The sequence below is a fragment of the Paenarthrobacter sp. JL.01a genome, from assembly GCF_025452095.1.
Lineage (GTDB): Bacteria > Actinomycetota > Actinomycetes > Actinomycetales > Micrococcaceae > Arthrobacter.
Genome location: NZ_CP104877.1, coordinates 2,092,218 through 2,117,295, shown reverse-complemented (window position 1 = coordinate 2,117,295; position 25,078 = coordinate 2,092,218). Strand labels below are relative to the sequence as shown.

The window sequence follows — 25,078 nt, the reverse complement described above, 5'->3', positions numbered from 1 at the left end:
AACATACCGCCGGTCGATTTCCAGCTCGCAGCCCGGCCCGCGGTCACCGACCGCCCGCCGTCGTCAGTTTCCTGGGGTGTCAGCCGGTCAGTGCCCCTTCAAGCCAGGACCTCAGCACGGGGGCCGGAGCTGCGCCGGCCTGCCGCGCGACAATTTTGCCGTCGACGATGACCATCAACGTCGGCACGGCCTGAATGGCGAATCTGGCGGAGAGCTGCGGCGAGCGGTCCACATCGACCTTGACGAGTTTGATCTGCCCCGCGCGTTCGTGCGCCAACTGGTCCAGCACCGGGCTCACCATCCGGCAGGGCCCGCACCACACCGCCCAGAAGTCCACCATCACCGGAACGCCGGACCGCTCGGCGATTTCACCGAAGTCATCGTCCCCGGCTTCCACCACCCAGGGAAGGTCGCGGTGGCAATGTCCGCAACGCGGCCGGCCCTCGGCTACGGCGGGGACGCGGTTCGATTTGCCGCAATGGGGACATTTGATAATGGAGTTTTTCATGGTGTTGCGGCCTCCTCCAGGTCCATGGCGCTGTATTCAACCACCAGCTCTCCGCCGGATGGGGTCACTGTCACCACTCCGCCCTCCGCAATGCTGCCACGGAGCAGGGCACGGCCCACCTGGGTTTCCACCACATGGGAAATATAGCGACGCAGGGGACGCGCTCCGTAGACCGGATCGAAGCCGCGTTCGGCAATGAGAAGGCGCGCTTCCTCGGTCAGGTGGAGCTCTATCTGCTGCTCGGCGAGCCGTTGCCGCAACTGCTGGAACTGGAGGTCGACGATACGCTCGATCTGCGGAAGTCCCAAGGGCGCAAACAGGACAGTATCGTCTACACGGTTGAGGAACTCGGGGCGGAAATGGGCCCGGAGCTCTCCCATCACCATGCGGCGGGCATCCTCTGTGATCGTCCCGCCCTCTGCGGAACCCTCCAAAAGATACTGCGAGCCGATGTTGGAGGTCATGATGATCACTGTATTGCGGAAATCGACCGTCCTGCCCTGCGAATCCGTAATCCGCCCATCGTCGAGGACCTGGAGCAAGGTATTGAAAATGTCCGGGTGGGCTTTTTCCACCTCATCGAACAGCACCACCGAATATGGCTTTCGACGCACGGCTTCGGTGAGCTGTCCGCCTTCGTCGTAACCGACATAGCCGGGAGGCGCCCCCAGCAGGCGGCTCACGGTGTGGCGCTCCTGGTACTCGCTCATGTCCAGGCGGATCATTGCGTTCTCGCTGTCGAAGAGCGCCGCAGCCAGTGCCTTCGCCAGCTCGGTCTTTCCGACGCCGGTGGGACCGAGGAAGATAAAGGAACCTATGGGCCGACGAGGATCCCGAATTCCGGAGCGGGCACGGATGATGGCGTCCGATACCGCGCTGATTGCCTCTTCCTGTCCCACGACTCTGCCGCGCAAAATTTCGTCCAGATGCAGAACTTTTTCACGTTCGCCCTGCTTCAGGCGGGCCACCGGAATGCCCGTCCAGGCGGCGACGATGTCAGAGATCTCGTCCTCAGTAACGACCTCGCGAAGCAGTCGTTTTTCCCCCTGTTTCGCGGTCAGGCGTTCCTCCTCGGCAGCAAGCCGTCGTTCGAGGTCGGCAAGTTTGCCGTAACGCAGCTCCGCCGCGCGGTTCAGGTCGTAGTTCCGCTCCGCTTCCTCAGCCTCCTGCCGCAACCGCTCGAGCTCACTACGGATTTCCTGCAGCTTGTGGATGGCCCGGCGCTCGGCTTCCCATTGAGCCCGCTTCGCGTCGGCCCCGGACCGCAGGTCCGCCAATTCACGCCTCAACTCCTCGAGCCGGGCCTTGCTGGCAGGATCGGACTCCTTCGAGAGTGCCGCCTCTTCAATTTCGAGCCGGGTGACCTTCCGGGTGAGCTCATCCAGTTCCGCAGGCATCGAATCTATTTCCGTCCGCAGCCGGGCACACGCCTCATCCACGAGGTCAATGGCTTTGTCCGGAAGGAACCGGTCTGTGATGTACCGATGGGACAAGGTGGCAGCAGCCACCAAAGCACTGTCCTGGATCCGGACGCCGTGGAACACCTCCAACCGTTCCCGCAGCCCGCGAAGAATTGAAATCGCATCTTCCACGTCCGGTTCCTCAACAATGACCGGCTGAAAGCGGCGTTCCAGGGCCGCGTCCGACTCGATGTGTTTTCGGTATTCGTCGAGGGTGGTCGCCCCGATCATGTGCAGCTCACCGCGGGCCAGCATTGGCTTGAGCATGTTGCCGGCGTCCATGGACCCCTCCGACGCACCTGCACCGACGACGGTATGCAACTCGTCGACAAACAGCAGGATCCTGCCCTCTGCGGCCAATACCTCGGCCAGTACGGCTTTCAAACGCTCTTCGAATTCGCCGCGATACTTGGCGCCGGCCACAAGGGCGCTCAAATCCAGCGAGAAGATGGTCTTGTTCTTCAGTCCCTCAGGAACATCCTGCCGGACGATCCGCTGGGCCAGACCCTCCACGATGGCGGTCTTGCCCACCCCGGGCTCCCCGATGAGCACCGGATTGTTCTTGGTCTTACGCGAAAGTATCTGCACGACCCGCCGGATTTCCGCGTCGCGGCCGATCACCGGATCGAGCTTTCCGGTGCGGGCGTCCGTCACCAGATCACGGCCGTACTTCTCCAAAGCCTCGTAGGTCTGTTCCGGGGTTGCCGAAGTGACGCGCTGATTTCCCCGTACTTGTGTCAGTACCGAAAGGAATGCCTCGCGGGTGACCCCGTGGTCAGCCAGAACCCTGCCGGCCGCAGTGGACCGGCCTTCTTCCGCGAGGGCAACCAACAGGTGTTCCACGGAGACGTACTCATCCTTGAGCCGCTTGGCTTCGCGTTCCGATGCGTCCAGAAGTGCGCCAAGCCTGCGGCTCACATATAACTGCCCAGGCGCTGCCCCCGGGCCGGTGACCTTTGGTTTGCGTCTCAGCTCTGCTTCAGCATCAGCCCTCAACTCATCCACGTCCACCTGCATCCCGGTCAGCAATCGTGGGACAAGGCCATCCTCCTGCTCCAGCAAGGCCAGCAGCAGGTGTTCGCCGTCTGTTTCAGTGTGGCCGTTCCGCTGGGCAATCCGTTGGGCCTCCGCCAAGGCCTCCTGCGACTTCTGCGTCAAGCTCTCCATGTTCATTTAAGCTGTCCCTTCCACCTGCGTGATTTCAACCAGTCGTCGTTCCAGCAAGTCGACCCGCACCAGCAAGTCGAGTACCAGCGGGATTGCCGCGTAATTAAGTGAAAGCTCCGAATGAAGTCTCAAGACGCGGGCAATAAGCCCCGGGACCCCGGGACTGAACCACGGCCCGCCCGGCGCATCGCCCAACGGGCGAATGAGATCAAGCTCTACGAACCGCATGACGACGTCGGGATGGACACCGCTGCTGCGTGCCACAGCCTCGAGATTCAAGCGCCACGGATAGGCGAGTGGAAATTCCCGGCTCATAGCAGCCCCTCCCTCGGGTGGAAATCGGATACCTCGCCAAGCTGCTCGTATAGCTTGCGCACCTTACTGCTAAGCCGCGGCGGCACCATGACGCGGATCTCTGCGTAGAGATTCCCTGGCTGTCCGCCGGGGTCAGGCATGCCCTGGCCCCGAAGCCGGAGCCTGCGACCACTGGAGGAACCCTCCGGGACGGTAATCGTGACCGGTCCCGACGGCGCGTTTACCTTGACCCTGGCCCCCAAGGCGGCCTCGGAGGGAGTGACAGGAAGATCGAAGTGGATGTCCCGTCCCTCAAGCCGGTATGTGGCGTCCGGTTGGATGCGCACAGTCAGTGACAGATCCCCCGGCGGACCGCCTTCCCGTCCCGCAGCGCCCTCCCCCGCAAGCCGAATACGCTGTCCGTCGAGCACGCCGGGGGGCACGTCAATGTCGTAGTCCCGGGTTGCACCATCCTGCTGGGCCAGGCGAACGGTCCGCCGGCCGCCACGGACCGCCTCTCCGAGGGGCAACCAGAGCTCGGCTTCGTGGTCCGCTCCCCGGGCCGCGCCTCCTGCCTGTTGCCGGAACCAGCCACCCAGCAGATCCTCCCAGTCGACGTCGTCTCCAGGATTCACGTGCGCGTTGCCATAGGCGGTGCGCCCGGCCCGCGGACCCGGCCTCGGGCCGGGCCCGGCGCCTCTCGTACCCGGACGCCCGCCGCTGCCGGAGTACTGCCGGTATTCGGCACCGAAGCGGTCATAACGGGCCCTGCTTTCAGGATCCGACAACGTATCGTAGGCCTCACCGATTTCCTTGAACCTGTCCGCGGCACCAGGATCGCGGTTGACATCGGGATGATGCCTTCTTGCGAGTTTCCGGTAAGCGCGCTGGATCTCGTCTGGCTTCGCTGTGCGGGTGACCCCCAGAACCGAATAGTAATCCTCAGCCACGATCCGGGGTCACCGCCCGGCTCACCACAACGGCGGCTGGCCGTAGCGTGTGCTCCGGACTTCCATAGCCAGGACGCAGCACCCTCACCAGCGTCCCAGGGGGAACGTCGTCAGTTTCAACCACGCTGACAACCTCATGGATCCGGGGATCGAAGGGCACGTTCTCAGCATCGATTCGTGGGTAGCCCAGACGCGCCAGGGTATCCACGGCCTGTTGCCGGATTGAAACTATCCCCTCCACAAATGGGTCACTTCCACCCGCAGGCGCGTGCTCCAACGCCAGTTCCAGATTGTCCAACACGGGCAGCCACGCCAAGGACACCGCTGCGCGTTCCTGTGCCCTTAGCTGGGTGCCCTCCCGCGCAGCGCGCTTTCGGAGGTTGTCCGCGTCTGCGAGCGCACGGCGCCACTGATCCTCCATCTTGGCCAAGGCATCCCCCTGTGCCACTGCATCGGTCTCCCTCTCATCAGTTTCATCGGGCGGGCTGCTGTTTGTTTGGGCACTTTCTTGATGGGCCTTTTCTGCGGCCCCTGCCTGGTCTCTCATGGTCGTTCCTAGCCACGATCGAACTCTGCGTCGACGATGTCATCGTCGTCCACCCCGCTGGATTGCTGGTCGGAGACCCCGGGTCCGGCCGCGCCCACGGAAGAGTCTGACGCACTGAGCGCCGCCTGAAGTTGCTGAAGTTCGGAGACGAGTTCCCTCGCAGTGGATGCCTCCGCCTGGTTATTGACCGCGTCGCGCGCCTGCCCGATCAGCAGTTCGGCCCGAGCCTTGTCGTGCGCGGCGACCCTGTCACCGAGTTCGTTCATGGTCCGTTCCACCCGATAGGCCACAGCATCGAGTTCGTTGAGTGCGTCTATCCGCTCCCGGCTCTGCAGGTCCTCGCTTCTGTGGGACTCAGCCTCGGCAATCATGCGCTCGACTTCTTTGGCGTCGAGGTTGGAGCCTTCGCTGATAGTGATGCCCTGCTCCTTGCCCGTGTCCTTGTCACGTGCCGTGACATTCAGGATGCCGTTGGCATCGACGTCGAACGTAACCTCGATCTGCGGCTCGCCGCGGGGCGCAGGCCGGATATCGGTCAGCTGGAAACGGCCCAGCACCCGATTGTCCGCCGCAAGTTCCCGCTCCCCCTGCAAGACCACCACGTCGACGGCGGGCTGGTTATCATCGGCGGTGGAGAACACTTCGCTGCGCCTTGCCGGAATGGTGGTGTTGCGCTCGATGACCTTGGTCATCACACCCCCTCGGGTCTCGACCCCCAGCGAAAGCGGCACCACATCCAGCAGCAGGACGTCCGAGACCTCACCCTTGAGCACACCGGCCTGGATCGCCGCACCGATGGCCACGACTTCATCGGGATTGACGCTCATGTTGGGATCTTTGCCGCCGGTCAGGCGCCGAACGACGTTCTGTACGGCCGGGATGCGGGTAGAACCGCCCACCAGGATCACTTCATCGATGTCGTTGGCCGTGACCTTGGCGTCGGCCATGGCCTGCTTGACCGGCTCCATGGTGCGTTCCACCAAGTCATGGGTAATCTCTTCAAAAACGGAGCGTCGAATAGTGGTCGTAAGATGCTTCGGGCCTGCGGCGTCGGCCGTTATAAAGGGCAGGTTTACCTGGGTCTGGGTCACGGAACTCAGCTCGACTTTGGCCTTCTCGGCCGCCTCAAACAGGCGTTGCAACGCTTGGGCGTCCGACCGAAGGTCGATGCCGTTCTCCTTCTGGAACCCGTCGGCCAGGTAATCGACCAGGCGGCGGTCAAAATCGTCGCCTCCGAGGTGCGTATCACCCGCCGTCGAGCGGACTTCCACAACGCCGTCGCCCACGTCCAGCAGGCTCACATCAAAGGTTCCCCCGCCAAGGTCGAACACCAAGACCGTCTCATGCTGGCGTTTGTCTATACCGTAGGCAAGAGCCGCAGCGGTAGGTTCATTGATGATGCGCAGCACTTCCAGACCGGCAATCCTGCCCGCATCCTTGGTTGCAGTGCGCTGGGCGTCATTGAAGTACGCGGGAACTGTAATGACTGCTTCGGTGACCTTTTCGCCCAACTGCTTCGCAGCGTCGTCCACCAACTTACGAAGGACGAGCGCGCTTACTTCTTCGGGCGCGACTTTCTTGCCCTGGACCGCAAAGCGGGCCACGCCATTGTCATCCGCTACGACGTCGAAGCTCACGGCCTTGGCTTCATCGGTGATTTCGTCGTAGTGCCGGCCGATAAACCGTTTGGCCGAGGTGATGGTTCCCTTGGGGTTGAGGATCGCCTGCCGACGGGCGAGTTGCCCCACCAGCCGTTCCCCGGCGTCCGTATAGGCCACAACCGAGGGCGTGGTCCGGGCCCCTTCTGCATTAGGTACAACACGGGCCTCCCCACCTTCCCAGACGGCGATCACTGAGTTGGTGGTTCCAAGATCGATTCCTACTGCTTTGGCCATGACTCGCTCCGGTCCTAGTGGGCGTGACCTGTTCTGTGGCGACGTCCGCCCGAGATTTCACCTCATGATCACCCGCCCTGACTGACACTGAGGCTCGAAGGGCTTTGTCATGTGGCCTAATAAGGTCGAGTCTGCCCCGTGCAGGGAAACGGCGGCATGACCTCCCGGGTCCAAATCTGCTCCATTGAACTGACCTACCAGAATAGGCTCCGCGAGCGTAGTGTCGAAGTGAGCGGGATCGTTTTTGGGTCTGCTGCCACACACCCCGCCACGGACGGACCCTCACTGCGGACAGAGACGACGGGTCAACTGAATGTTCTATCGACGAGGGGCCGGGGAGGTACTTGGCGTAGCCGTACGATCTGTTTCCGTACTGGAATTCTGCTTTATAGCAGCTGTGTATCTCGTGGTGGACGGCCACTTGGTTCCGAGCCCGGACCGGGCACCGACGGCCCAGGACCATGACGACGGCCACCAACCCGAAGGGACGGATGCTGCGCCGTCGGCAACAGGACCTGCCTGGCGATACGCGCTCTGTGTGCTTGGTGACAGCGGAGAACTGAACGGATGCCTCGTCCTGCATGCCGGCCGTGTTCCAACTCCGTCCCAGATGACCGCGCTCCGTGCAACGGTACGACGGCCAGCCGAGGAGGAGCCGGGAACCTACCTGCAGCGGGACGCCACACTGCAGCCCGCTGCAACTGCGCTTGCCGAGAGATTGCGTGCCCTCTCGGCGACGGTGATGCACCTCGAAGCCCGGACGTCGATACAAAACGCGTTGGATGGCGCCCTCACCGCTCCCTTGGGAAGGATGACGTCGCGGAACTCGCTGTTGGCGGAAGTGCTGTCCGTGGTGACGGGGCGCCCTGTCACCGTCGAGGACGCGTTCGGAAATATCCACGCTGTGGCCGGGACCAAATCCGTGCGCCCATACCCCCGGTCCAGCGCGGCGGACAGGTCCCGGACAGAGCAACTATGGCGCGCGTCCGGTTTGCCAGTGCGGGAACCACAAAGGCTCGTGTCCCTGGTCCTGCCGGACAGGGACCTGCTCGGGGCAATGTGCCTCTTGGAAAACGGCCTGCCCTACACTGCGGATGACGTCTTTGCCCTGCAGTATGCAACACGGCTCTTGCAGGTGGAGATGTCCCACCGCCGCAGCATGGCGCAACTGGAACTGAAGCTGGGCCGCGACCTGGTGCATGAACTGGTCTCTGGAATGGATCAAGAAACGGCCATGGTGCGTGCAGAGGCCTTGGGATACGACATCCGGGGTCCGCAGCACGTGTTCGTCGCTCAGTGGCAACCGCCCAGGACGGACGATACTGTGACGATCGCCCTGCGGAGGACGCTGCGCGAACTGCAAATACCCGCACTCGTTTCAGTTCATGCGGATATTACCGTTGCCGTGGTGACAGGCGAACCGCTTGATACAGAACTCTTCGTTGTTGCGGCAAGGACGCTGCGCAGCGCCACCGGAGCTGTGGGCATCGGGGGCCCGAGCCGCGATCTCACGGAGCTACCCCGCTCGTATGGAGAAGCTCTGCGGGCCCTTCACGTCCGTGTACATTCCACCGAGCCGTACGGGCTCACCCGGTATGACCAACTGGGGATCTACCGCATCCTGGACATGCCCGGCAGCGAAACCGACCTTGCAGGTTACGTTGAGGAGTGGCTGGGCGCACTGCTGAGCAACGATGACCGCCGTGGATCTGACCTGGTGCACACCCTTGCGCAATATCTGGATCATGGCGGCAACTATGACGACACGGCGGACAGCCTGGCCATTCACCGGAGCACACTGCGTTACCGGCTGAGGTCCATCAGCCAGATCACGGGTTTTGAACTGGGCGACCCTGAGACACGCCTCAATTTGCACGTCGCCACGCGTGCCTGGCGCCTGCGGTCCGCCCGGTCGCGGCCGGGACACTAGGGGGCGCCGGCAGACTGTGCAGCCTGCGCCGGCCGGTCCGTGGCTGACCTGGGGGGTTCAATTCCAGGCGGTTTTTGGACGCCCGGGGACCATGCGGGCACGTCGGAGTTGGAGGAAACTCAAAAAGGTACATCTCTCATCCACTCAGCCAGAACAGGCAGCGGGAGTCCAATGAGTACGAGCCAGCCAGTGGCCGCCACGGGTACGGCGTCAGGGAGGACGTGGACCGCCATTTTCGGCGCCGTGTTGCTCATCCTCGTCATAGTCACGGACGCCCACGAGGTGGAGGACCAGGAAAAGAAGCCATTGAAGTCCGTCCAGATCCGCTTCGCGGACGGGTCTGCAGCGTCGGCCACGGTAGTCGGAGTAGACGACGCCACCGATGTGGCAGTGGTCAAGGCTGATCGGGGCGACCTTCCGTCCGCCAAGTTCCCGGCGACCCTCCCCCAGGTTGGGCAGCTTGCCGTAGGGCCTCGGCGGCGATTCAGCCAGGAGACATCATTACCCGGTTCGACGGGCAGAACATCGCCAACGCGACCGACCTCCTTGCCGCCATCCGCAAGAAGGAACCCGGCAAGCAGTCCGTCATAGGGTTTCAGCGCGGGAAGGAGACGAAGTCAACGACAGCCACTCTGGGAAGCACGGCGCAACGATAGCCAGCCAAGGAGGCACAATGATTTCCGAAAGTCATGATCCGCATCTCTCACTGATACGTCCGGTGCGCGTGCGCACACCCCAGGGCTGTGAGGAATGCCTGTACTTGGGCACAGCCTGGGTCCATTTGCGCTTGTGCCTCACCTGTGGCCATGTGGGTTGCTGCGATGCCTCACCCATGAGGCACGCCCGGGCCCACGCCACCGAACTGCATCCCATTGTCCGTTCCTTCGAGCCCGGCGAAAACTGGCGCTGGTGCTATCCCCATGAGACGTTCGTCTAAGGCCCCGGGGGTGCAAGCAGTTGATGGAGCCTGAAGCGAGCCCGCCACTGCTCGAAACGCCCGACGCTTTCGGCGCTTATCCACGGCTTGGTCAGGCCCAGATCGACTTTTTGGCCAGGGTCGGCACCAGGCGCGCCACCGCTGCCGGAGAAGTCCTCATTCAGGAGGGCAGTTTCGACTCCGACTTCTTCGTCATCCTGCAGGGCAACGTACTCGTCGTTGAGGGGTTGAGGGCTGTCGCTGATAAACAGCATGTTGAATCCCGCAGGGGCTCGAGGATCCTCGAAGTTCATGGCCCCGGGCGTTTTCTGGGGGAACTGGGCCTGGTCGAGGGGCAGCCGGCCTTTGTCAGCACTGTAGTCGCCGAGGCGGGTGAAGTGCTCCAAATCAGTGGCAACGATTTACGCCGAGTGGTCCTGACGGAAGCCGCAGTGGGCGAAACCATCCTGCAGGCATACCTTCAGCGCCGGATCCTCCTGATCAGCACGGGCGCGGGCATCCGCATAGTTGGTTCCCGATTCAGCCGCGACACCCTGCGCCTCCTGGAATTTGCCGCCGCCAACCGCCTGCCTCACCGGCTGCTCGATGTGGAGAACGACGCGCAGGCCCAGGCAATTCTGGGCCACACGGAGATCCGTGCCGGTGCCCTTCCCGCAGTGGTGCTCAACGCATCGCAGATCCTCAAGAACCCGTCCACCGCGGACTTGGCAATAGCGTTGGGCCTGCGGGCTGCCAAAGAGCATCCGGCCGCATACGATCTGATGGTCATCGGAGCCGGTCCGGCGGGGCTGGCGGCCGCCGTGTACGCAGCGTCCGACGGCCTGTCCGTTGTCCTCAAGGAAGGCCTTGCGATCGGTGGGCAGGCCGGCACTTCATCGAGGATCGAAAACTTTCTTGGCTTTCCCTCAGGAATCTCCGGTGGTGAACTCACTGAAAGAGCGGTCATCCAGGCCCGAAAGTTCAAGGTCCGGATCAACATCGCCTGCCGGGCTGACTCCATCGCGTTCCGGGACGGTGAGTTCCACGCAGAATTCAGCGACAGCGGTCCCGCGTCCTCCCGCGCGGCGCTTCTGGCAACCGGGGTCCATTACCGCCGCCTGCCAGTGCCCGGGCTGGAGGAATACGAAGGAATAAGCGTCTTCTACGCAGCCACTGTTCATGAGGCCAGGCTCTGCGGATCGCAGCCCGTGGCTGTCGTCGGTGGTGGAAATTCCGCCGGCCAGGCAGCGCTGTTCCTGGCCGGCACAGGTGCAACCGTGCGCCTGGTGGTGCGCGGCTATGACCTCCGCGCAGACATGTCCGCCTACCTCGCGGATCGGATCGAAGAGCACCGCGGCGTAGAGGTCCTGCTCGGCGCCAGGATCGTTGGCTTCGCTGGTTCAGGTGTCCTTGAACGGATCACCGTCGATATGGGGGCCACAGGCGAACAACGTACCTTCGACTCCCGTTACCTCTTCATTTTCATCGGCGCCAGGCCGCACACCGAATGGCTGCAGGGCACGGTGGCCCTGGATGACCACGGCTTTGTTCTCACCGGGGCCGACCTCGGAGATTTTCCTCCGGGGTTCAGCCATCCGGGGAGAAGACGGCTGCCATTGGAAACCAGCATCCCGGGCTTGTTCGCGGCCGGAGATGTACGGCACGGGTCGGTGAAACGTGTAACGGCTGCCGCCGGCGAAGGCTCAACAGCTGTGGCAATGATCCACGAACACCTGCGTCTGCTTCGGGCTGGAACGACCAGCCCAGGTGCTGCCGCCAAACATTAGGAGGCCGGCGTGTCGGAAAGTCCGGGCGATGCGGCCCCAACAACTGCCCGTACGTTAGGCGTACTCGCCGAACCGGAGGTAACTGCCGAGTTTGCCGGGCGCAACGGCCGTGAGGTGGGACGTTTGCTCAATCTCGCCGATGACCGCCACGAATGGTCCGTGGAGATCGAGTACCAGGATTTCACGGCCAGCGATGGCTTGGCAGCGATGCTGGAACCCATGAGGAAGCACCGTGCCCGACGGTCATGGGACGTCATGGTCTGCCTGACGGACCTTCCGGTTCGTTCCGGGGGACGGACGGTAGTAGTGGAAGTCGCACTTGGAGAGCCGATCTCCTTGGTTTCCCTGCCTGCGCTCGGCGCCTTCAACATCGACCGTCGGGTGCGTTCCGCCGTCGCGGACCTCGGCTGGGCCATGCACCGTCACTTTGACCCCGAGGATGACGCCGGGGAATTTGGTCCGCCCTCCCTGCACGGATCGCGCCGCGTCGAAAAGGCTGTTCCCGATGGCGGGCCAATTGAATTCCGCTACCTCTCGGCCACCCGACTCGGCCGGGGACGGCTGCTGGCAGGCATGCTGCGGGCGAACCGTCCTTGGCGGCTGGTCTTCGGATTAAGGAGTGCCATGGCCGCAGCGATTGCTACAGGCGCCTTCGCGCTCGTTACAAACACGATCTGGCAGCTCGCAGACCTGCTGGGGGCCCTGAGGCTGACATTCCTGACAGTCCTTGCCATCAGTTTGATGGTGTTCTGGATCATCACCCAACACGACCTCTGGGAAAGCCCCCGGCGCGACGACCTGCTGGAACGATACAAGGCGTCCCTCTACAACACTTCCACAGTGTGGTCGCTGACGATCGGCGTAGTGATCAGCTACGTCATGCTTTTCCTGGCCGTGCTGCTGGCTGCCGTGTTCGCCATCGACGACGGTCTGCTGGCTTTAACCCTGCAGCACCCCGTTTCAGTCTTGGACTTTATGGAAGTGGCATGGATGACCACCTCGGCGGCGCTCATCGGTGGAGCCCTTGGCTCGGGTTTCGAGTCAAAAGACGACATCCTGCGTGCGGCTTACGGCCAACGGGAACGTCACCGTCGACAGTCGGTGGAGGCAGACGAATAATCCGGATCAAACCACGCGGTTCGCAATGATCCCTCTGCCGTATCCTCTGTCCGCGGGTTCTTTCCTGTAACGGGCACGGCTACCATTGGCGCTATGGATGCACAAGAGGGTCCGGCCTCCGGTGCACGTGCCGCCCGCGTTGACGGGCTGGCCTTGGGGCGGCTTCTCTCCCACCTCGTTGATGGCGTCTCCGCTGAGGAGCTCGAACCACAGCTGGAAAGCATGCAAGCGACCAGTCTGATCGACCCGACGACATCCGCTGCCGTGCGGAGCCTCAACGCCAGGCTTTGGGAAGCAGGCAGGCGAGAGGGCCTGCTTCGCGTCCTGTATGACACAGCCACGGACCTTACGGGTATCCGCGATGTGGAGGCCGTCCTTAAAGCCATCGTGCGCAGGACCCGTTCCCTTATCGGCAGTGACATCGCCTACCTGAGTTTGAATGACTACACGACCGGGGAATCCTACATCCGGGTGACTGACGGAGCCGCGACGGTACAGTTCCGCAACATCCGCATGCCCCTCGGGGAGGGTGTCCTGGGTGCTGTGGCTACCGGTGAGGCACCTGCGCAAAGCGCTGACTACCTCCGCGACGACACCAAGTCACACCTTGAGTCAAGCGATGCTGCCGTCGCGGCCGAAGGCGTCAAAGCCATCATGGGTGTCCCGTTGCGGGTCGAAGGCAAGGTTATCGGTGCGCTCCTCGTCGCCGACCGTCGTGCCCACACCTTCAGCAGTGACGATGTCGCACTGATGGAATCCATCGGGACCCACGCCGCTGTCGCCCTCGAAAACGCCCGCCACTTCACCGAAATGGCAGATGCCCTTGCCCGGCTGGACGAGGCCCAACGACAGAACGTCGCGCATGTCAGGGCACTGGAGGAGCTGGCATCGCTTGACCGGCGGCTGATGGAAACGCTGGCCGCCACGGACAGCCTGCCCGAGCTGCTGCGGCTGCTGGGCGAATCGATGGACAGCGAGGTTTTCGTGGTCTCGCCAACGGGCCAGGCAATGGCAGGGCCCGTCCCGGGTTCAGACTTCGGCAGCCCGGCCGCATTGAGCGCCGCAGAAATGTCCGCGGCGCAGACGCTTCCCGTGCCCTTCATTGCCAATGGACTGGACTACACCGTGATGTCCGCTGTTGCCGGTGATCAGCATCTCGCGTCACTGGTGGTTGCGGGGCATCTGACGCAAGAGAGGACCGCGGTACTTGAACGCAGCGCCCTGGTGCTCAGCGCGGCGCTGCTTTTTGAGCGCACCTACCAGGAAGCGCAATACCGTCTCCAGCTCGAGCTGATCGACGAGCTCCTGAACCCCCGCTCCGGGAACGTGGAGGCCGTGAAAAGGAGGGCAAGCCGGTTCGGGCTTGCCGAGAACCTCCAACTCGTTGTCCGGGTCGTGGGAGTCAGCGACGATCAACGCCAGCGGGCGCTTGCGGTACTTAGGCGGCATACCGAGGGCCGCCCCGGCATTACCGCACTGCACGAATCGCATCTGTGCATCATTGAGCCCCCTGCCCACGGAGGGGAAGGACGTGCTGCCCGGGCGATATCCGGCCGGACAGCAGGTGGCCCAGCAATTGTCGACGCACTCAAGCGGCAGCGCATCGAAGCCAGCGTGGGCTCGTCTGAAGCTGTGACGGGATTCCCGCGTTTGTCGGCGGCCCATGCCGAGGCCCACGCGGTGTTGGGTGCACTGCAGGCGTTGGGACGGAACGGGGAGGCCGCGGACAAAGCCGCGCTCGGCACGGCCGGCATGCTCCTCGGAGCAATGGAGAGCCCGTTTGCCGCCCAACTGCTGGCCGCCCAGCTTGGCCCGCTCCTGGACTACGACACAAGGCGCGGCACCCAGCTGGTTCAGACGGCGTGGACTTTCCTGGAACACGACAGCTCCCTGGCAGCTGCGGCCAATGCCCTGCATATCCATGCCAACACGTTGCGGCAGCGGCTGGCCAGGATCGACAACGTCCTGGGTGAGGACTGGCGCCGCGGCGGACGGTCCCTGGACGTGCACGTGGCATTGCGTCTGTGGCGGCTGCAATCAGCGGGAGTGGGCGGTCGCTCGCCCTGAAGCCGGCCGTGACACCCCACGGTGTCACATAGCCACACGTTGACGGCATCATTATGGCTGGAACATCCATATGCTGCCTCACACGACTCTGGAACGATGAGATCCACGGCACCTGTCAGGTAGCCGAAGACCCCACATCTAGGAGTTAGTCACAATGTCGTGTGCGCATGAAGCGGGCATCCGTCCCACTACTTTCGGCGTCCTGAGGTTGCCGAGGACCGTTGTCGTCGGCGCCGGACAGCGGTTCGCCATCGCCGGAATTGCTGCCGACCTTGGCCGCAATGTCCTGGTTTGCACCGACCCCCGGGTTGCGGCATCGGAAGAACTGCAGCAACTGGTCCGGTCCCTTGAAGACCAAAACCTCACTGTCCGCGTGTTCGGTGGCACGGAGGCGGAACTGCCTGTCCCCGGCATCATCGCCTGCGTAGAAGAACTCAAGGGCCAGGACATCGATGTCATCATTGGTTTTGGCGGGGGAAGCTGTATGGACATGGCCAAGGTCGTGTCGGTGCTGCTGACCTACGGTGGCGTGCCCAGCGACTACTACGGCGAATTCAAGGTCCCGGGACCGGTCAAACCAGTGATCGCACTTCCGACGACGGCGGGCACAGGCTCGGAGGCCACGGCCATCGCCGTCGTGTCCGACCCTGAACTCGGCATGAAAATGGGCATTTCGAGCCCGCACATTATTCCCTTCGCTTCGGTATGCGATCCCGAACTCACCTATTCCTGCCCGCCGTCGCTGACGGCGGCCACGGGTGCGGATACGTTCGTGCACCTCATCGAGTCGTTCACCGCAATCACCCGGGACCCCACCCCGACCCTCGCCAAGGAGCGTGTTTTCGTGGGCAGGAACGTCTTGACGGACTCCCTTGCCCTGGACGGAATCCGCCTTGTAGGCCGCAGCCTGGCCACCGCCTACAAGGATCCGGGCAACGTCGACGCGCGCGGAGACATGATGTTGGCTGCGCTCTACGGCGGCATCGTCCTCAGCAACGCCGGAACTGCTGCCGCCCACGCCATCCAGTACCCGGTCGGCGCGCTGACGCACACCCCGCACGGCGTCGGCGTCGGGCTGCTGCTCCCCTACGTCGTCCGCCACAACTTCAGTGCGATCATCCCCCAACTGGGTCAGATCGCCGAAGCCCTGGGACGCGACACCAAGGGCATGGGCGCACGGGACGCAGCGATCGCCGGCGTCGAAGCCATCGACGAGGTAATCGCCGCCATCGAACTGCCTCCCACGCTGGCGGACCTCGGCGCCACGGAAAACGACCTTGCCAGGATCGCCGAACTGTCACTGAACTCGAAACGGCTCATCGACAACAACCCCCTTCCGCTCGACCTCGCAGCAGTCGGGTCCATTGTGCAGGCCGCCTTTGCAGGCGACCGCACCATCAGTTGAGCCCACACCCCCATCCAAGAAGCAAAGGTTCTACCATGACCCTCCTTTCCACCCTGGAACCGCTTGATCTCGAAGGACTGACGGTTCCCCGCCAACTGCTCATCGCAGGGCTCTGGCGGGACGCCGCGAGCGGCGGAACAGTCGACGTCGTCAACCCCTCCGACGCCACCGCCATTACTGCGATCGCCGACGCCGACGTCGCTGATGGCATTGCCGCCGTCGACGCTGCAGCGGACGCACTGGCCGGCTGGGCCGCTACTGCCCCACGCAAACGCGCCGAAATCCTCAGCCGCTGCTTTGACCTGATGACCGAACGGAGCGAGGAACTCGCCCGGCTCATCTCCCTGGAAAACGGCAAAGCCCTTCCGGACGCCCGCGGAGAGGTGGCCTACGCCGCGGAGTTCTTCCGCTGGTATGCCGAGGAAGCCGTCCGGATCATCGGGGACGTCTCCGTCTCACCCTCCGGAGCCAACCGCATACTGGTCCAGCACCAGCCGATCGGTGTTTGCGTCCTGATCACACCGTGGAACTTTCCGGCTGCCATGGCCACACGCAAACTGGCACCGGCGCTCGCCGCAGGCTGCACGGCCGTGCTCAAGCCAGCGACCCTGACACCCCTGACCTCGCTGGCGATCGCCCAGCTGATGGTCGACGCCGGTGCCCCGGCCGGCGTCGTCAATGTTGTCACCACAAGCAAGACCAGCGACGTCATGACGCCGATCCTCGCCGACCCCAGGGTGCGCAAGCTGTCCTTCACGGGTTCTACCGGTGTGGGGCGGCACCTGCTGCGCCAAGCCGCGGACAACGTCCTCAAGTGCTCGATGGAACTGGGCGGCAACGCGCCCTTCCTGGTGTTCGAGGACGCCGACCTGGACAAGGCCATCGACGGCGTAATGGTCGCCAAGATGCGCAACGGGGGCCAAGCCTGCACGGCAGCCAACCGGATCTACGTCCAACGCGGTATCCAGGCCGAATTTGCCAGCCGCTTGGCGGCCCGCATGTCCGGTCTCGCCGTCGGCCCGGGCACTGACCCCGCAACCGAAGTGGGACCCCTCGTTGACGAAGCGAGCGTCTTGAAGGTCGACGCCCTGGTGCGCGACGCACTGCAACAGGGTGCCCGCCTGCTAACCGGCGGACAGTTGCCCGCAGGGGACGGCTACTACTACCCCCCGACGGTGCTGACCAACGTACCGCTGCACGCACGGATGGTCAGCGAAGAGATTTTCGGCCCCGTTGCTTCAATCATCGGGTTCGACACGGAAGAGGAAGCGGTCGCAGCCGCCAACGACTCCGAGTACGGCCTCGCCGCATATGTGTTCACCGAGGACTTCCGCCGCGGGCTGCGGATCGCCGAACGCATTGAGAGCGGCATGGTTGCTGTGAACCGCGGCCTGGTTTCGGACCCGGCAGCCCCGTTCGGTGGCGTGAAACAAAGCGGACTGGGACGCGAAGGCGCCCACCAGGGCCTGCTGGACTTCACCGAGACAAAGTACATCGCAGTGGATTGGTGAAACTGGCCCCCCTGCCAGTTACCGCCGCCCCATCAACAAACCTGTTTGACCATCGAAAAGAAAAGATCAATGACGCTCCCTTCAACCACTGCCGCCAAGACAAGTCGAGTACCTTGGCGCGTGTCCCTGGCCAGCTTCGCCGGCACCACCATTGAGTGGTACGACTACTACATCTTCGGCCTCCTGGCCGCGACCGGTGTGTTCAGCCGGCTCTACTTTCCCGAGCAGGACCCCGCCACCGGGCTCCTCCTCGCCTTCCTCACCTACGCCGTAGGGTTTGTCGCCCGTCCCTTCGGCGGCATGTTCGCCGGACACTACGGCGACAAGATCGGCCGCAAGCCGATGCTGGTTCTCTCCCTGCTCCTGATGGGCTTCGCCACCCTCGCCATGGGGTTGCTTCCAACCTACGCACAGATCGGCGTCTGGGCCCCAATCCTGCTGACCGTGCTCCGCTTGGTCCAGGGCTTTGGCGCCGGCGCGGAATGGGCAGGCGCGGCCATCATCTCCACCGAACATGCTCCGGAAGGCCGTCGTGGATTCTTCGGCAGCTTCACCCAGATGGGTGTCCCTGCCGGCATGCTCCTGGCCAACTCCTCCGTCCTGGCCGTCAAGGGCAGCGTTCCGGCCGAGGTGTTCGACGCCTGGGCCTGGCGTGTCCCCTTCCTGCTGAGCGTCCTCCTGATCATCGTTGGCCTGGTGGTCCGGGCGAAGCTCGAAGACTCCGAGGACTTCAAAGAACTCATCGCGAAAAAGCAGACCGCACACAACCCGCTCGGTGATGCCCTGAAGAAGGAAAGCAAGGGTGTTTGGCTGGTGGTCGGCATGCGCCTGGCGGAAAACTCAGCCTTCTACCTCTACACCACGTTCTCGGTTGTCTACATCATGCGGACCTTTGGACCCGAGCGCGCCAACCAGGGCTCCATGTCCGTGCTGATCGCCTCCGCCATTGGCGTCATCGCGGTGCCGTTGTGGGCCGCGTTGTCGGACCGCATTGGCCGCAAGCCGCTCTACCTCTTCGGCTCAATCGGCGGCCTGCTGTTCTTCCCGCTCTACTTCGTCATGACGGACACCGGAAGCGCGCTGATGGCCACGCTGGCCATCATCATCGGCCTCGCGGTCTTCCACAACTCGATGTACGGCCCGCAGGCAGCCTTCTTCAGCGAGCTCTTCTCGACGAAGCTCCGCTACAGCGGTGCCTCCATGGGATACCAGTTTGGATCTGTCCTGGCAGGCGGCATCGCACCGCTGGTCGCCGTGGCCCTGCTCAACGCAGGTGACGGCGAACCCGGTTGGGTCATCCTGTACTTCAGCGTCATCGGGGTAATCACCGTGGTTTCGGCGTTCCTTGCGCCCGAAACTGTGAAGCGCGTCCGTGACCGCCTTGATGCGGCCTCTGTCTCCGCTGCCCAGGCTACAGACAAGACCAACGTGCACTAGTTACCCGTTCGGACGACAACGCCGGTGCCACCTGCAATGAGCAGGTGGCACCGGCGTTTCATTTTGGGGCATGCCGTGCTGCTGGAACCGTCCCGTCCGGTGGTGACAAATCTTGGGGGAATATTGGAAAAACCCTGAAGGGCGTCCTGGCACTTCTCAATGCCAGCGCCAAAGGAATCTCCAAGTGCCTACCACTACTTTGGCTGGTAGAAGGCAAAGTGGCACGGCTGTTTCATCTCCCGTCCACCGAACCCAGCCGGAGGAGGATCGGAGCTCATGGACCCGCGCAGAATCACCGCCCCTACCCGCACCGATCCGTCAGGGCACGCTTTCCGCATCCGCGTTCTGAGCAAGGTCCAGACAGGCATGCGGGAAGCAAGGGCCAGATCGCAGAAACTCCGCGCAGCGTTGCGGACCGTCCGAGTCCGGGTTCTGGCCACCGTACTGGCCTTCCTGGCGGTGGGGCTGTTCGTAGCCGGTACCACCACGCTTGCGCTGGACCTTCGTGAACTCAACAGCCGGGTCAGTGAGGACCTGCTCCACCAGTCCGAACGTCTCCGGAACATCGTGGACCAAGGCCTTCCCGACGGCCGGCCCTACAGTTCCCTTGATGATCTCTTCACCGTGTTCCTCCGCGGTGGCACCCTTGGACGCTACGAGTCCGTGATGGCCACCGTTGCCGGAGGCAACACGTTCGTGCCCGCCGGAGTACAGGCACGGAACCTCGGCCACCCCCAGATCCTCGAGACCGTCCTCTCCATGCCCTTGGACGGCACTGCCCTCCGGGACGTGAACCTGGACGGCCGCACGGTGCGCCTTGCCGTCACCCCCGTGTCGTTGGAAGGAAATGCCGCATTGGACGCAAATACCCCCAAGGGCGTTTTGGTGGCGGGAAATGAGATCGGGCAACAACGGGAGCAGATGGTGGGCTCCTTCGGAACCTTCGCGGCGGTATCGGTGGCCATCTTGCTGCTGGCAGGTGGCGTGGGGTACACGGTAACGGGGCACCTGTTCGTTCCCATTCGGCGCCTGCGCCAGGCAACTGAAAACACCACGTTTGAGGACGTGAGCAGTCGTGTTTCGGTACCGCCCGGCGACGACGACGTGTCCCGGCTGGCAGCCGACTTCAACCGCATGCTGGACCGCCTGGAGGCCGGCATTGAGGACCAGCGCCGGTTCGTCGATGACGCCAGCCACGAACTTCGCACGCCTCTGACCATCATCGGCGGCCACCTTCAGCTTCTCCAGCCCTCCGACGCCCTCGACGTCGCTGACACCAGGGTCCTGCTTTTGGAGGAGGTGGACCGGATGCAGTCCCTCGTCAACGAGCTCCTTGTCCTGGCCCGAAGCGGCCGGCCCGGCTTCATCCGCCCGGACTGGGTTGACGTCGATTCTTTCCTCGAGGCGGTTATGGAACGTGTCCGCGTCCTGGGCGACCGGCACTGGCAGATTGAACAACTGCCGGGCGGCTGGTTCCAGGCAGACCTGAACCGCCTTACCCAGGCCATTGAACAACTAGCGGCCAATGCCGTGCAATCCACCGAACCCGGGGACATCATCTCCATCGGCGCGGCATGGGTCGCAAAAGGGGGCGACCCTTCCGGCAGCAAGCACCATGAGCCGACTATCGAAATCTGGGTAGCCGACACCGGTTGCGGTATCAGCGCCGAGGACCAGGAACGGATTTTCGACCGGTTTGCCCGCGCCGGGGTGTCCCGGGGCCCTGACGGCTCCGGCCTGGGACTGCCCATCGTCAAAGCAATCGCTGAAGCGCATGGCGGTTCGGTCCGCCTTTCATCACGTGTCAACGTGGGAAGCAGATTTGTCCTGACCTTGCCGTCGGGGACGTCGTGGCTCGCATCCTGATCGCCGACGACGAACCACGGATCGCCGCCTTCATCGCCAAAGGCCTGAGAGCGGCGGGCCACACCACCACCTCGGTCGGGGACGGCATCCGGGCACTTGACTACGGCAGTTCCGGTGAATTCGACTTGCTGATCCTGGATATCGCGATGCCCCGCATGGACGGATTCACAGTGCTCTCGGCCTTGCGCGCCATGGACTGCGCTGTGCCTGTGATTGTCCTGACGGCGCGGGATTCACTTCCGGACACGCTGGCTGCGCTAGACGGCGGAGCGGATGACTACATGAGCAAGCCGTTCCGTTTCGAGGAGCTGCTGTCGCGTATCCGGCTAAGGTTGCGGGAAACCCCCGCCGTGCGGGAGGCCGCGGCTCCTGCAAGCGGGGACGTCAGCCTTGACGTGGACCTCCGCTGCGCCAGCGTCCGTGGCCGCTCGATCCCATTATCCGCCCGCGAGTTCGCCATGGCACGGGTGTTTGTGGACAACGCGGGAAAACTGCTGAGCCGCGAACAGCTGCTTAGCCGGGTCTGGGGCTACGACTTTGACGGGTCCTCGAACGTAGTGGACGTCTACGTCGGATATCTCCGCGCCAAACTTGGTCCGGAGCATTTCCAGTCCGTCCGGGGGGCCGGTTACCGGTTCATTCCCGTCCTTGTCCGGGACGGCACGAACTGACGCAGCACCGGGAGGCTGGACCCCGCATGGATGACTGTGCCATGGATGAGAGGTCTCTCATGGAAGATTCATTCCCTTTTCACAGCAGCAAGGAAGAGTGATTGAACCAGCAAACGAAAGGAAGACCGATGTCAAAGATGTGGTACCTCCCACTCGCCGCCGTCCTCGGCGCTGCGGGCCTGTCCGTCTGGTCTCAAGTGAATGCCGCGCCGTCGCCCGTTGTCTCCCCCGGAGTCGTAGTCTCCAACGTCGATACCAGCACCACGCCCGCCACTGTTGAGGATTTCCCCAGACCCGACGATTCGCCGTCCGCGGGCCCCGCTCCTACGCCCATGATCACTGCGGTCCCTGAGCACACACCGGGGACCCGAATCGTCCCAGCCGAACCAGTGACACTGCCTCCCGTCCAGGTCGACGACAAAGGCGGACTCCGCGCACCGGGCGTCTCCGACGACGGCGCCACACACGACCTCAGCGACGACAAAGGAGGACTCCGTGACCGCGACGCTTCCGACGACTGAAGACCGTCTCAGCCAACGGAATAGGCACCGCCCGCCACGGGTTGTGCTGATGAACGAATAAAAGCACGTCCTACAGGAAAGCGCCCGCCATCACCATGAACCCGTCACCAGTAACCCTGTCCGAACTTCTGGCCAACGCTGACACCGCAGGACATGACCACGCATCCACCGAGAAGAACAGCGGCCTCCGGCATATCCACAATCACGCAACAGGAGCGATCGTGTGGTTTCCCACGTGGCAGGCGTTCCGGCGGACCAGCGATTGGGAGGACGCCGTCGCGGAGCAGGAGGCTCGGCTCAACGCCACGGCTGAGGGTAAACCTGTCCAGGGTGCGGTCGCAGACTTGCTGAAGGAACGGCTCGGCTCCCTGCTGGAGCGGGCTGCCCAGTCCCACGATGCCAATGTTTTTGTACAGGATAACCTGACTCCCCATCTGACGGAGACCTGGGCCATCGCCGAGGCCGCGGTCCGGTCATCCGGTGCGGACCTCCCCGCAGGGACGCCGCCGGCAGCTTTCTCCGGCTATCCCTATCCCGTCTACGCCGAGGATGGCGGAGCATTTGCCACGGCCCTCTGGAATGACGTCATTGACGCCCGCCGCCACCGTGCCATCGCCGAAGAGGCCGCCCGCAAAGCCCTCAAGCCGGTATCCCGCAAAGCCCTGAAAAATGCTGCAAGAAAGGCTGCGCGGCGCTGACAGCGGCAATTGGTGAATGGACGCCGGGACCTGAAGCGGCAGGCCGCACGAGATAGTCGCCTAGATCATCTCGAGCATGGCTTTGCGGGTAGGCGGAGGATAAGCACTATCCAGGTCAGCCAGATCGTGTGGTGTGAGCTCGATGCTGAGGGAGCGGTGGACTTCGTGGACGTGTTGCGGACTTGAAGCCTTGGGAATGGCGATAACCAGCGGCTGCCTGAGCACCCATGCCAGGGCGATCTGCGCGGGGCTGGTGCCGTGTTCGGCCGCGATGCGGAGCAGCAAAGGATCTTTAAGCATCCGACCTTGTTCAAGCGGCGAATACGCCATCACCGGGATGCCGCTGCTGACACATTGGGGCAACAGGTCGAATTCGATGCCCCGGCGGGTCAGGTTGTAGAGCACTTGGTCGGCCGCGACTCCCTCAGCGCCCGGTAGGGGCTGAAGTTCTTGCAGGTCCGCCACATCGAAGTTGCTGACGCCCCAATGCCGTATCTTTCCGGCCTGCTGCAGGTGTTTGAAGGCTTCGAGTGTTTCGGCCAAGGGCACGCTGCCCCGCCAATGCAATAAGTAGAGATTGATGTTGTCTGTTCCGAGGCGGCGCAGGCTACCTTCGCAAGCAGCGATGGTTCCGCGCAAAGTGGCGTGATGCGGCAGGACTTTGGTGACCAGGAACGCTTCGTTGCGCCGTGAGGCCAGCGCTTTTCCGACGAGTTCCTCGGCGGCGCCGTTGCCGTACATCTCGGCCGTATCAACTACGGACATCCCCAGGTCCAAGGCCGTATGGATCGCCGCTGTTTCGCGAGCGGCGTTGCCGGGTTGCTCACCCATGCCCCACGTTCCGATTCCGAGCGCCGGAACAGTCTCACCGGATGGAAGAAATATCTCGCGCATAGTAGCTCCCGTCAAAAGGTCCAGCTCCAGTGGTGGGATGCACCGCGTCCGGCGTTTTCCATGCCAAATCATGGCCAACACGCCGTGTTACTCCAACCTACGCCCCTGTGGGAAGAACACGATAGGGCGCGGGCTGCCACGCCAACGAACCAGGTGCTTCGACATCCTCGACAGGCTTCCCTTGACTTTGTGACGGACCGTCGCCACTGTTGTCGTCAACAGGAGGCAGCATCCGTTGGTTCCTGGCCCAGTGGAGGATACTGATGGTCCGTGCCACGTCGCTGATGCGCTCAGCGACCTCCGAAGACCAGGTTACCCGCGTGGAGCTGTTCTTCGATCTGGTCTTCGTCTTCGCCCTGTCACAGCTGTCCCATCATTTGCTGGAACATCTTTCCTGGCTGGGTGCCGGGGAGACATTTGTGCTGCTTTTAGCGGTCTACAAGGTATGGGTATACACCACTTGGTCGGCAACACTGCTGGACACTTCGCGGCGTGAGGTGCAGTGGATGCTGCTGATCGTCATGCTGGTCACCCTGTTCATGAACGCCTCAATCGACTCATCCTTTGGCGCTTTTGGTTGCCTTTTTGTTGCCTGCTATCTGGTGGTCCAGCTGGGCCGGGGCGCCTGGATGCTGACTGCAGGACTCGAGAAGACTACGCACGACCATTTCGTGCGAACGCTCATTTGGGGGTGTATGAGTGCGCCGTTTTGGATTACCGGGGTCTTCTTCGACGCGGAACCGCGCCTGATGATCTGGGGTGTTGCTGCCGCGACTGATCTGGCTGGGCATATGCTGGCGCACCGGTTGCCAGGCCGAAAGACCGAAGGGAGCCAGGTACCGCTCCCGGGAGAGCGAATATTTGAACGGTTCGGGTTGTTCTACCTGATCGCGCTCGGGGAAACAATCCTCTCGACCGGGCTGGCCATCGCGGGCAACTTGACGGATCCAATGATTTTTCTGACCGGGACCATAAGTCTGATTGGAAGCGTCGCGATATGGTGGTGCTACTTCCATGGCCTCGAACAGGACATCCAGGAAAAGCTTGCTTCGGTAAATGACCAGTTCCGGCCCGGTATCCTGGCAGGCAACAGCTTGCTCATCTTACTGGCGGGCCTGATCCTGGTGGCGGTTGGTGACCAGCTGGTAATCAGCGATCCTGTCGCCCGCCCCGATCTGCCCACGGTCCTGCTCCTGTTCGGTGGACCCGCCCTCTTCCTTGCCGGCCGGGGCTTTTTTATTCGAAAAGTGCTGGGCCTGCGCCTACCACCTGATCTTGCCGGGATTGCAGCCTTGACGGTGCTGGCAAGTCTGGGTCTTCTGGTTCCCGCCTTCGTTGCCGCTGCGGGCGCTGTCCTTCCGCTTATTGGCGTCGCAGTTTCCGATACTCTCAAGCGGCGTCGAACGCGGCAGCTGGCCCTCTAAAGCTACTGAAT

The 25,078-nt window shown here is 63.1% G+C and carries 21 protein-coding genes and 1 pseudogene; 15 read left to right on the top strand and 7 right to left on the bottom strand.

What is annotated here, in order from left to right:
• Positions 1 to 79 precede the first annotated feature (79 nt).
• The 6 genes from trxA to dnaK are packed head-to-tail and all read right to left on the bottom strand — an operon-like array spanning position 80 to position 6,821.
• Entirely contained in the window at positions 80 to 508 is a 429-nt protein-coding gene (gene trxA, locus N5P29_RS10005; RefSeq protein WP_262278411.1) for a thioredoxin, read from the bottom strand.
• Complete coding sequence (clpB, locus tag N5P29_RS10000; protein WP_262278410.1) at positions 505 to 3,141, bottom strand: ATP-dependent chaperone ClpB; 2,637 nt, start codon at positions 3,139 to 3,141, stop codon at positions 505 to 507. The genes trxA and clpB overlap by 4 nt, the downstream gene beginning before the upstream one ends.
• The gene (locus N5P29_RS09995) at positions 3,142 to 3,450 is read right to left on the bottom strand and encodes a chaperone modulator CbpM (protein WP_262278409.1); all 309 of its coding nucleotides are present in this window, start codon (positions 3,448 to 3,450) and stop codon (positions 3,142 to 3,144) included.
• A complete protein-coding gene (locus tag N5P29_RS09990) occupies positions 3,447 to 4,379 on the bottom strand; it encodes a DnaJ C-terminal domain-containing protein (RefSeq protein WP_262278408.1) in 933 nt (310 codons plus the stop codon). The genes N5P29_RS09995 and N5P29_RS09990 overlap by 4 nt, the downstream gene beginning before the upstream one ends.
• Positions 4,372 to 4,926, bottom strand: coding sequence for a nucleotide exchange factor GrpE (locus tag N5P29_RS09985; RefSeq protein WP_262278407.1), 555 nt, complete (start codon positions 4,924 to 4,926; stop codon positions 4,372 to 4,374). Before N5P29_RS09985 ends, N5P29_RS09990 begins: the two co-directional genes overlap by 8 nt.
• Positions 4,927 to 4,934: 8 nt before the next feature.
• Positions 4,935 to 6,821, bottom strand: coding sequence for a molecular chaperone DnaK (dnaK, locus tag N5P29_RS09980; protein ID WP_262278406.1), 1,887 nt, complete (start codon positions 6,819 to 6,821; stop codon positions 4,935 to 4,937).
• A 313-nt stretch (positions 6,822 to 7,134) separates the two neighbouring features.
• On the opposite strand from dnaK, the gene N5P29_RS09975 reads away from it, so the two are divergent.
• The 14 genes and pseudogenes from N5P29_RS09975 to N5P29_RS09915 all read left to right on the top strand — a co-directional run bounded on the left by N5P29_RS09975 (position 7,135) and on the right by N5P29_RS09915 (position 22,749).
• Positions 7,135 to 8,751, top strand: coding sequence for a PucR family transcriptional regulator (locus tag N5P29_RS09975; protein WP_262278405.1), 1,617 nt, complete (start codon positions 7,135 to 7,137; stop codon positions 8,749 to 8,751).
• Positions 8,752 to 8,922: 171 nt separating this feature from the next.
• Positions 8,923 to 9,156 (top strand): annotated as a pseudogene (locus tag N5P29_RS21090) (hypothetical protein); the annotation flags it as partial.
• 77 nt (positions 9,157 to 9,233) lie between these two features.
• Positions 9,234 to 9,407, top strand: coding sequence for a PDZ domain-containing protein (locus N5P29_RS21085; RefSeq protein WP_410007921.1), 174 nt, complete (start codon positions 9,234 to 9,236; stop codon positions 9,405 to 9,407).
• Positions 9,408 to 9,424: 17 nt separating this feature from the next.
• Positions 9,425 to 9,688, top strand: a complete 264-nt coding sequence (locus tag N5P29_RS09965; protein ID WP_262278403.1) for a UBP-type zinc finger domain-containing protein — start codon at positions 9,425 to 9,427, stop codon at positions 9,686 to 9,688.
• A 23-nt stretch (positions 9,689 to 9,711) separates the two neighbouring features.
• A complete protein-coding gene (locus N5P29_RS09960) occupies positions 9,712 to 11,454 on the top strand; it encodes an FAD-dependent oxidoreductase (protein ID WP_262278402.1) in 1,743 nt (580 codons plus the stop codon).
• A 9-nt stretch (positions 11,455 to 11,463) separates the two neighbouring features.
• Positions 11,464 to 12,573, top strand: a complete 1,110-nt coding sequence (locus tag N5P29_RS09955; protein WP_262278401.1) for a hypothetical protein — start codon at positions 11,464 to 11,466, stop codon at positions 12,571 to 12,573.
• A gap of 93 nt (positions 12,574 to 12,666) precedes the next feature.
• Positions 12,667 to 14,640: a helix-turn-helix domain-containing protein gene (locus N5P29_RS09950; RefSeq protein ID WP_262278400.1), complete on the top strand. Its 1,974-nt coding sequence runs from the start codon at positions 12,667 to 12,669 to the stop codon at positions 14,638 to 14,640.
• Between the two features lie 154 nt (positions 14,641 to 14,794).
• Positions 14,795 to 16,045: an iron-containing alcohol dehydrogenase gene (locus tag N5P29_RS09945; protein ID WP_262278399.1), complete on the top strand. Its 1,251-nt coding sequence runs from the start codon at positions 14,795 to 14,797 to the stop codon at positions 16,043 to 16,045.
• A gap of 35 nt (positions 16,046 to 16,080) precedes the next feature.
• Positions 16,081 to 17,556 carry an NAD-dependent succinate-semialdehyde dehydrogenase gene (locus N5P29_RS09940; protein WP_262278398.1) on the top strand — a complete coding sequence of 492 codons (1,476 nt, stop codon included), beginning with the start codon at positions 16,081 to 16,083 and terminating at the stop codon, positions 17,554 to 17,556.
• Between the two features lie 69 nt (positions 17,557 to 17,625).
• Positions 17,626 to 18,993, top strand: a complete 1,368-nt coding sequence (locus N5P29_RS09935; protein ID WP_262278397.1) for an MFS transporter — start codon at positions 17,626 to 17,628, stop codon at positions 18,991 to 18,993.
• Between the two features lie 276 nt (positions 18,994 to 19,269).
• The gene (locus N5P29_RS09930) at positions 19,270 to 20,859 is read left to right on the top strand and encodes a sensor histidine kinase (RefSeq protein WP_262278396.1); all 1,590 of its coding nucleotides are present in this window, start codon (positions 19,270 to 19,272) and stop codon (positions 20,857 to 20,859) included.
• Positions 20,844 to 21,530, top strand: a complete 687-nt coding sequence (locus N5P29_RS09925; protein ID WP_262278395.1) for a response regulator transcription factor — start codon at positions 20,844 to 20,846, stop codon at positions 21,528 to 21,530. The genes N5P29_RS09930 and N5P29_RS09925 overlap by 16 nt, the downstream gene beginning before the upstream one ends.
• 128 nt (positions 21,531 to 21,658) lie before the next feature.
• Entirely contained in the window at positions 21,659 to 22,051 is a 393-nt protein-coding gene (locus tag N5P29_RS09920; RefSeq protein ID WP_262278394.1) for a hypothetical protein, read from the top strand.
• A 95-nt stretch (positions 22,052 to 22,146) separates the two neighbouring features.
• Positions 22,147 to 22,749 carry a hypothetical protein gene (locus N5P29_RS09915; RefSeq protein WP_262278393.1) on the top strand — a complete coding sequence of 201 codons (603 nt, stop codon included), beginning with the start codon at positions 22,147 to 22,149 and terminating at the stop codon, positions 22,747 to 22,749.
• Positions 22,750 to 22,809: 60 nt separating this feature from the next.
• Here N5P29_RS09915 and N5P29_RS09910 read toward each other — a convergent pair whose 3' ends face one another.
• Positions 22,810 to 23,643, bottom strand: a complete 834-nt coding sequence (locus N5P29_RS09910; protein WP_262278392.1) for an aldo/keto reductase — start codon at positions 23,641 to 23,643, stop codon at positions 22,810 to 22,812.
• Positions 23,644 to 23,906: 263 nt separating this feature from the next.
• On the opposite strand from N5P29_RS09910, the gene N5P29_RS09905 reads away from it, so the two are divergent.
• The gene (locus N5P29_RS09905; protein ID WP_262278391.1) at positions 23,907 to 25,067 is read left to right on the top strand and encodes a low temperature requirement protein A; all 1,161 of its coding nucleotides are present in this window, start codon (positions 23,907 to 23,909) and stop codon (positions 25,065 to 25,067) included.
• Positions 25,068 to 25,078 lie beyond the last annotated feature (11 nt).

Bases quoted from the DNA above. Each gene is read 5' to 3' on its own strand.
- N5P29_RS09930 (WP_262278396.1), top strand. From the start codon at position 19,270: ATGGACCCGCGCAGAATCACCGCCCCTACCCGCACCGATCCGTCAGGG.
- N5P29_RS09995 (WP_262278409.1), bottom strand. From the start codon at position 3,450: ATGAGCCGGGAATTTCCACTCGCCTATCCGTGGCGCTTGAATCTCGAG.
- N5P29_RS09935 (WP_262278397.1), top strand. From the start codon at position 17,626: ATGACGCTCCCTTCAACCACTGCCGCCAAGACAAGTCGAGTACCTTGG.
- N5P29_RS09960 (WP_262278402.1), top strand. From the start codon at position 9,712: ATGGAGCCTGAAGCGAGCCCGCCACTGCTCGAAACGCCCGACGCTTTC.
- dnaK (WP_262278406.1), bottom strand. From the start codon at position 6,821: ATGGCCAAAGCAGTAGGAATCGATCTTGGAACCACCAACTCAGTGATC.
- N5P29_RS09910 (WP_262278392.1), bottom strand. From the start codon at position 23,643: ATGCGCGAGATATTTCTTCCATCCGGTGAGACTGTTCCGGCGCTCGGA.
- N5P29_RS09905 (WP_262278391.1), top strand. From the start codon at position 23,907: ATGGTCCGTGCCACGTCGCTGATGCGCTCAGCGACCTCCGAAGACCAG.
- clpB (WP_262278410.1), bottom strand. From the start codon at position 3,141: ATGAACATGGAGAGCTTGACGCAGAAGTCGCAGGAGGCCTTGGCGGAG.
- N5P29_RS09920 (WP_262278394.1), top strand. From the start codon at position 21,659: ATGTCAAAGATGTGGTACCTCCCACTCGCCGCCGTCCTCGGCGCTGCG.
- N5P29_RS09940 (WP_262278398.1), top strand. From the start codon at position 16,081: ATGACCCTCCTTTCCACCCTGGAACCGCTTGATCTCGAAGGACTGACG.
- N5P29_RS09985 (WP_262278407.1), bottom strand. From the start codon at position 4,926: ATGAGAGACCAGGCAGGGGCCGCAGAAAAGGCCCATCAAGAAAGTGCC.
- trxA (WP_262278411.1), bottom strand. From the start codon at position 508: ATGAAAAACTCCATTATCAAATGTCCCCATTGCGGCAAATCGAACCGC.
- N5P29_RS09945 (WP_262278399.1), top strand. From the start codon at position 14,795: ATGTCGTGTGCGCATGAAGCGGGCATCCGTCCCACTACTTTCGGCGTC.
- N5P29_RS09950 (WP_262278400.1), top strand. From the start codon at position 12,667: ATGGATGCACAAGAGGGTCCGGCCTCCGGTGCACGTGCCGCCCGCGTT.
- N5P29_RS09915 (WP_262278393.1), top strand. From the start codon at position 22,147: ATGAACCCGTCACCAGTAACCCTGTCCGAACTTCTGGCCAACGCTGAC.
- N5P29_RS09965 (WP_262278403.1), top strand. From the start codon at position 9,425: ATGATTTCCGAAAGTCATGATCCGCATCTCTCACTGATACGTCCGGTG.
- N5P29_RS09975 (WP_262278405.1), top strand. From the start codon at position 7,135: ATGTTCTATCGACGAGGGGCCGGGGAGGTACTTGGCGTAGCCGTACGA.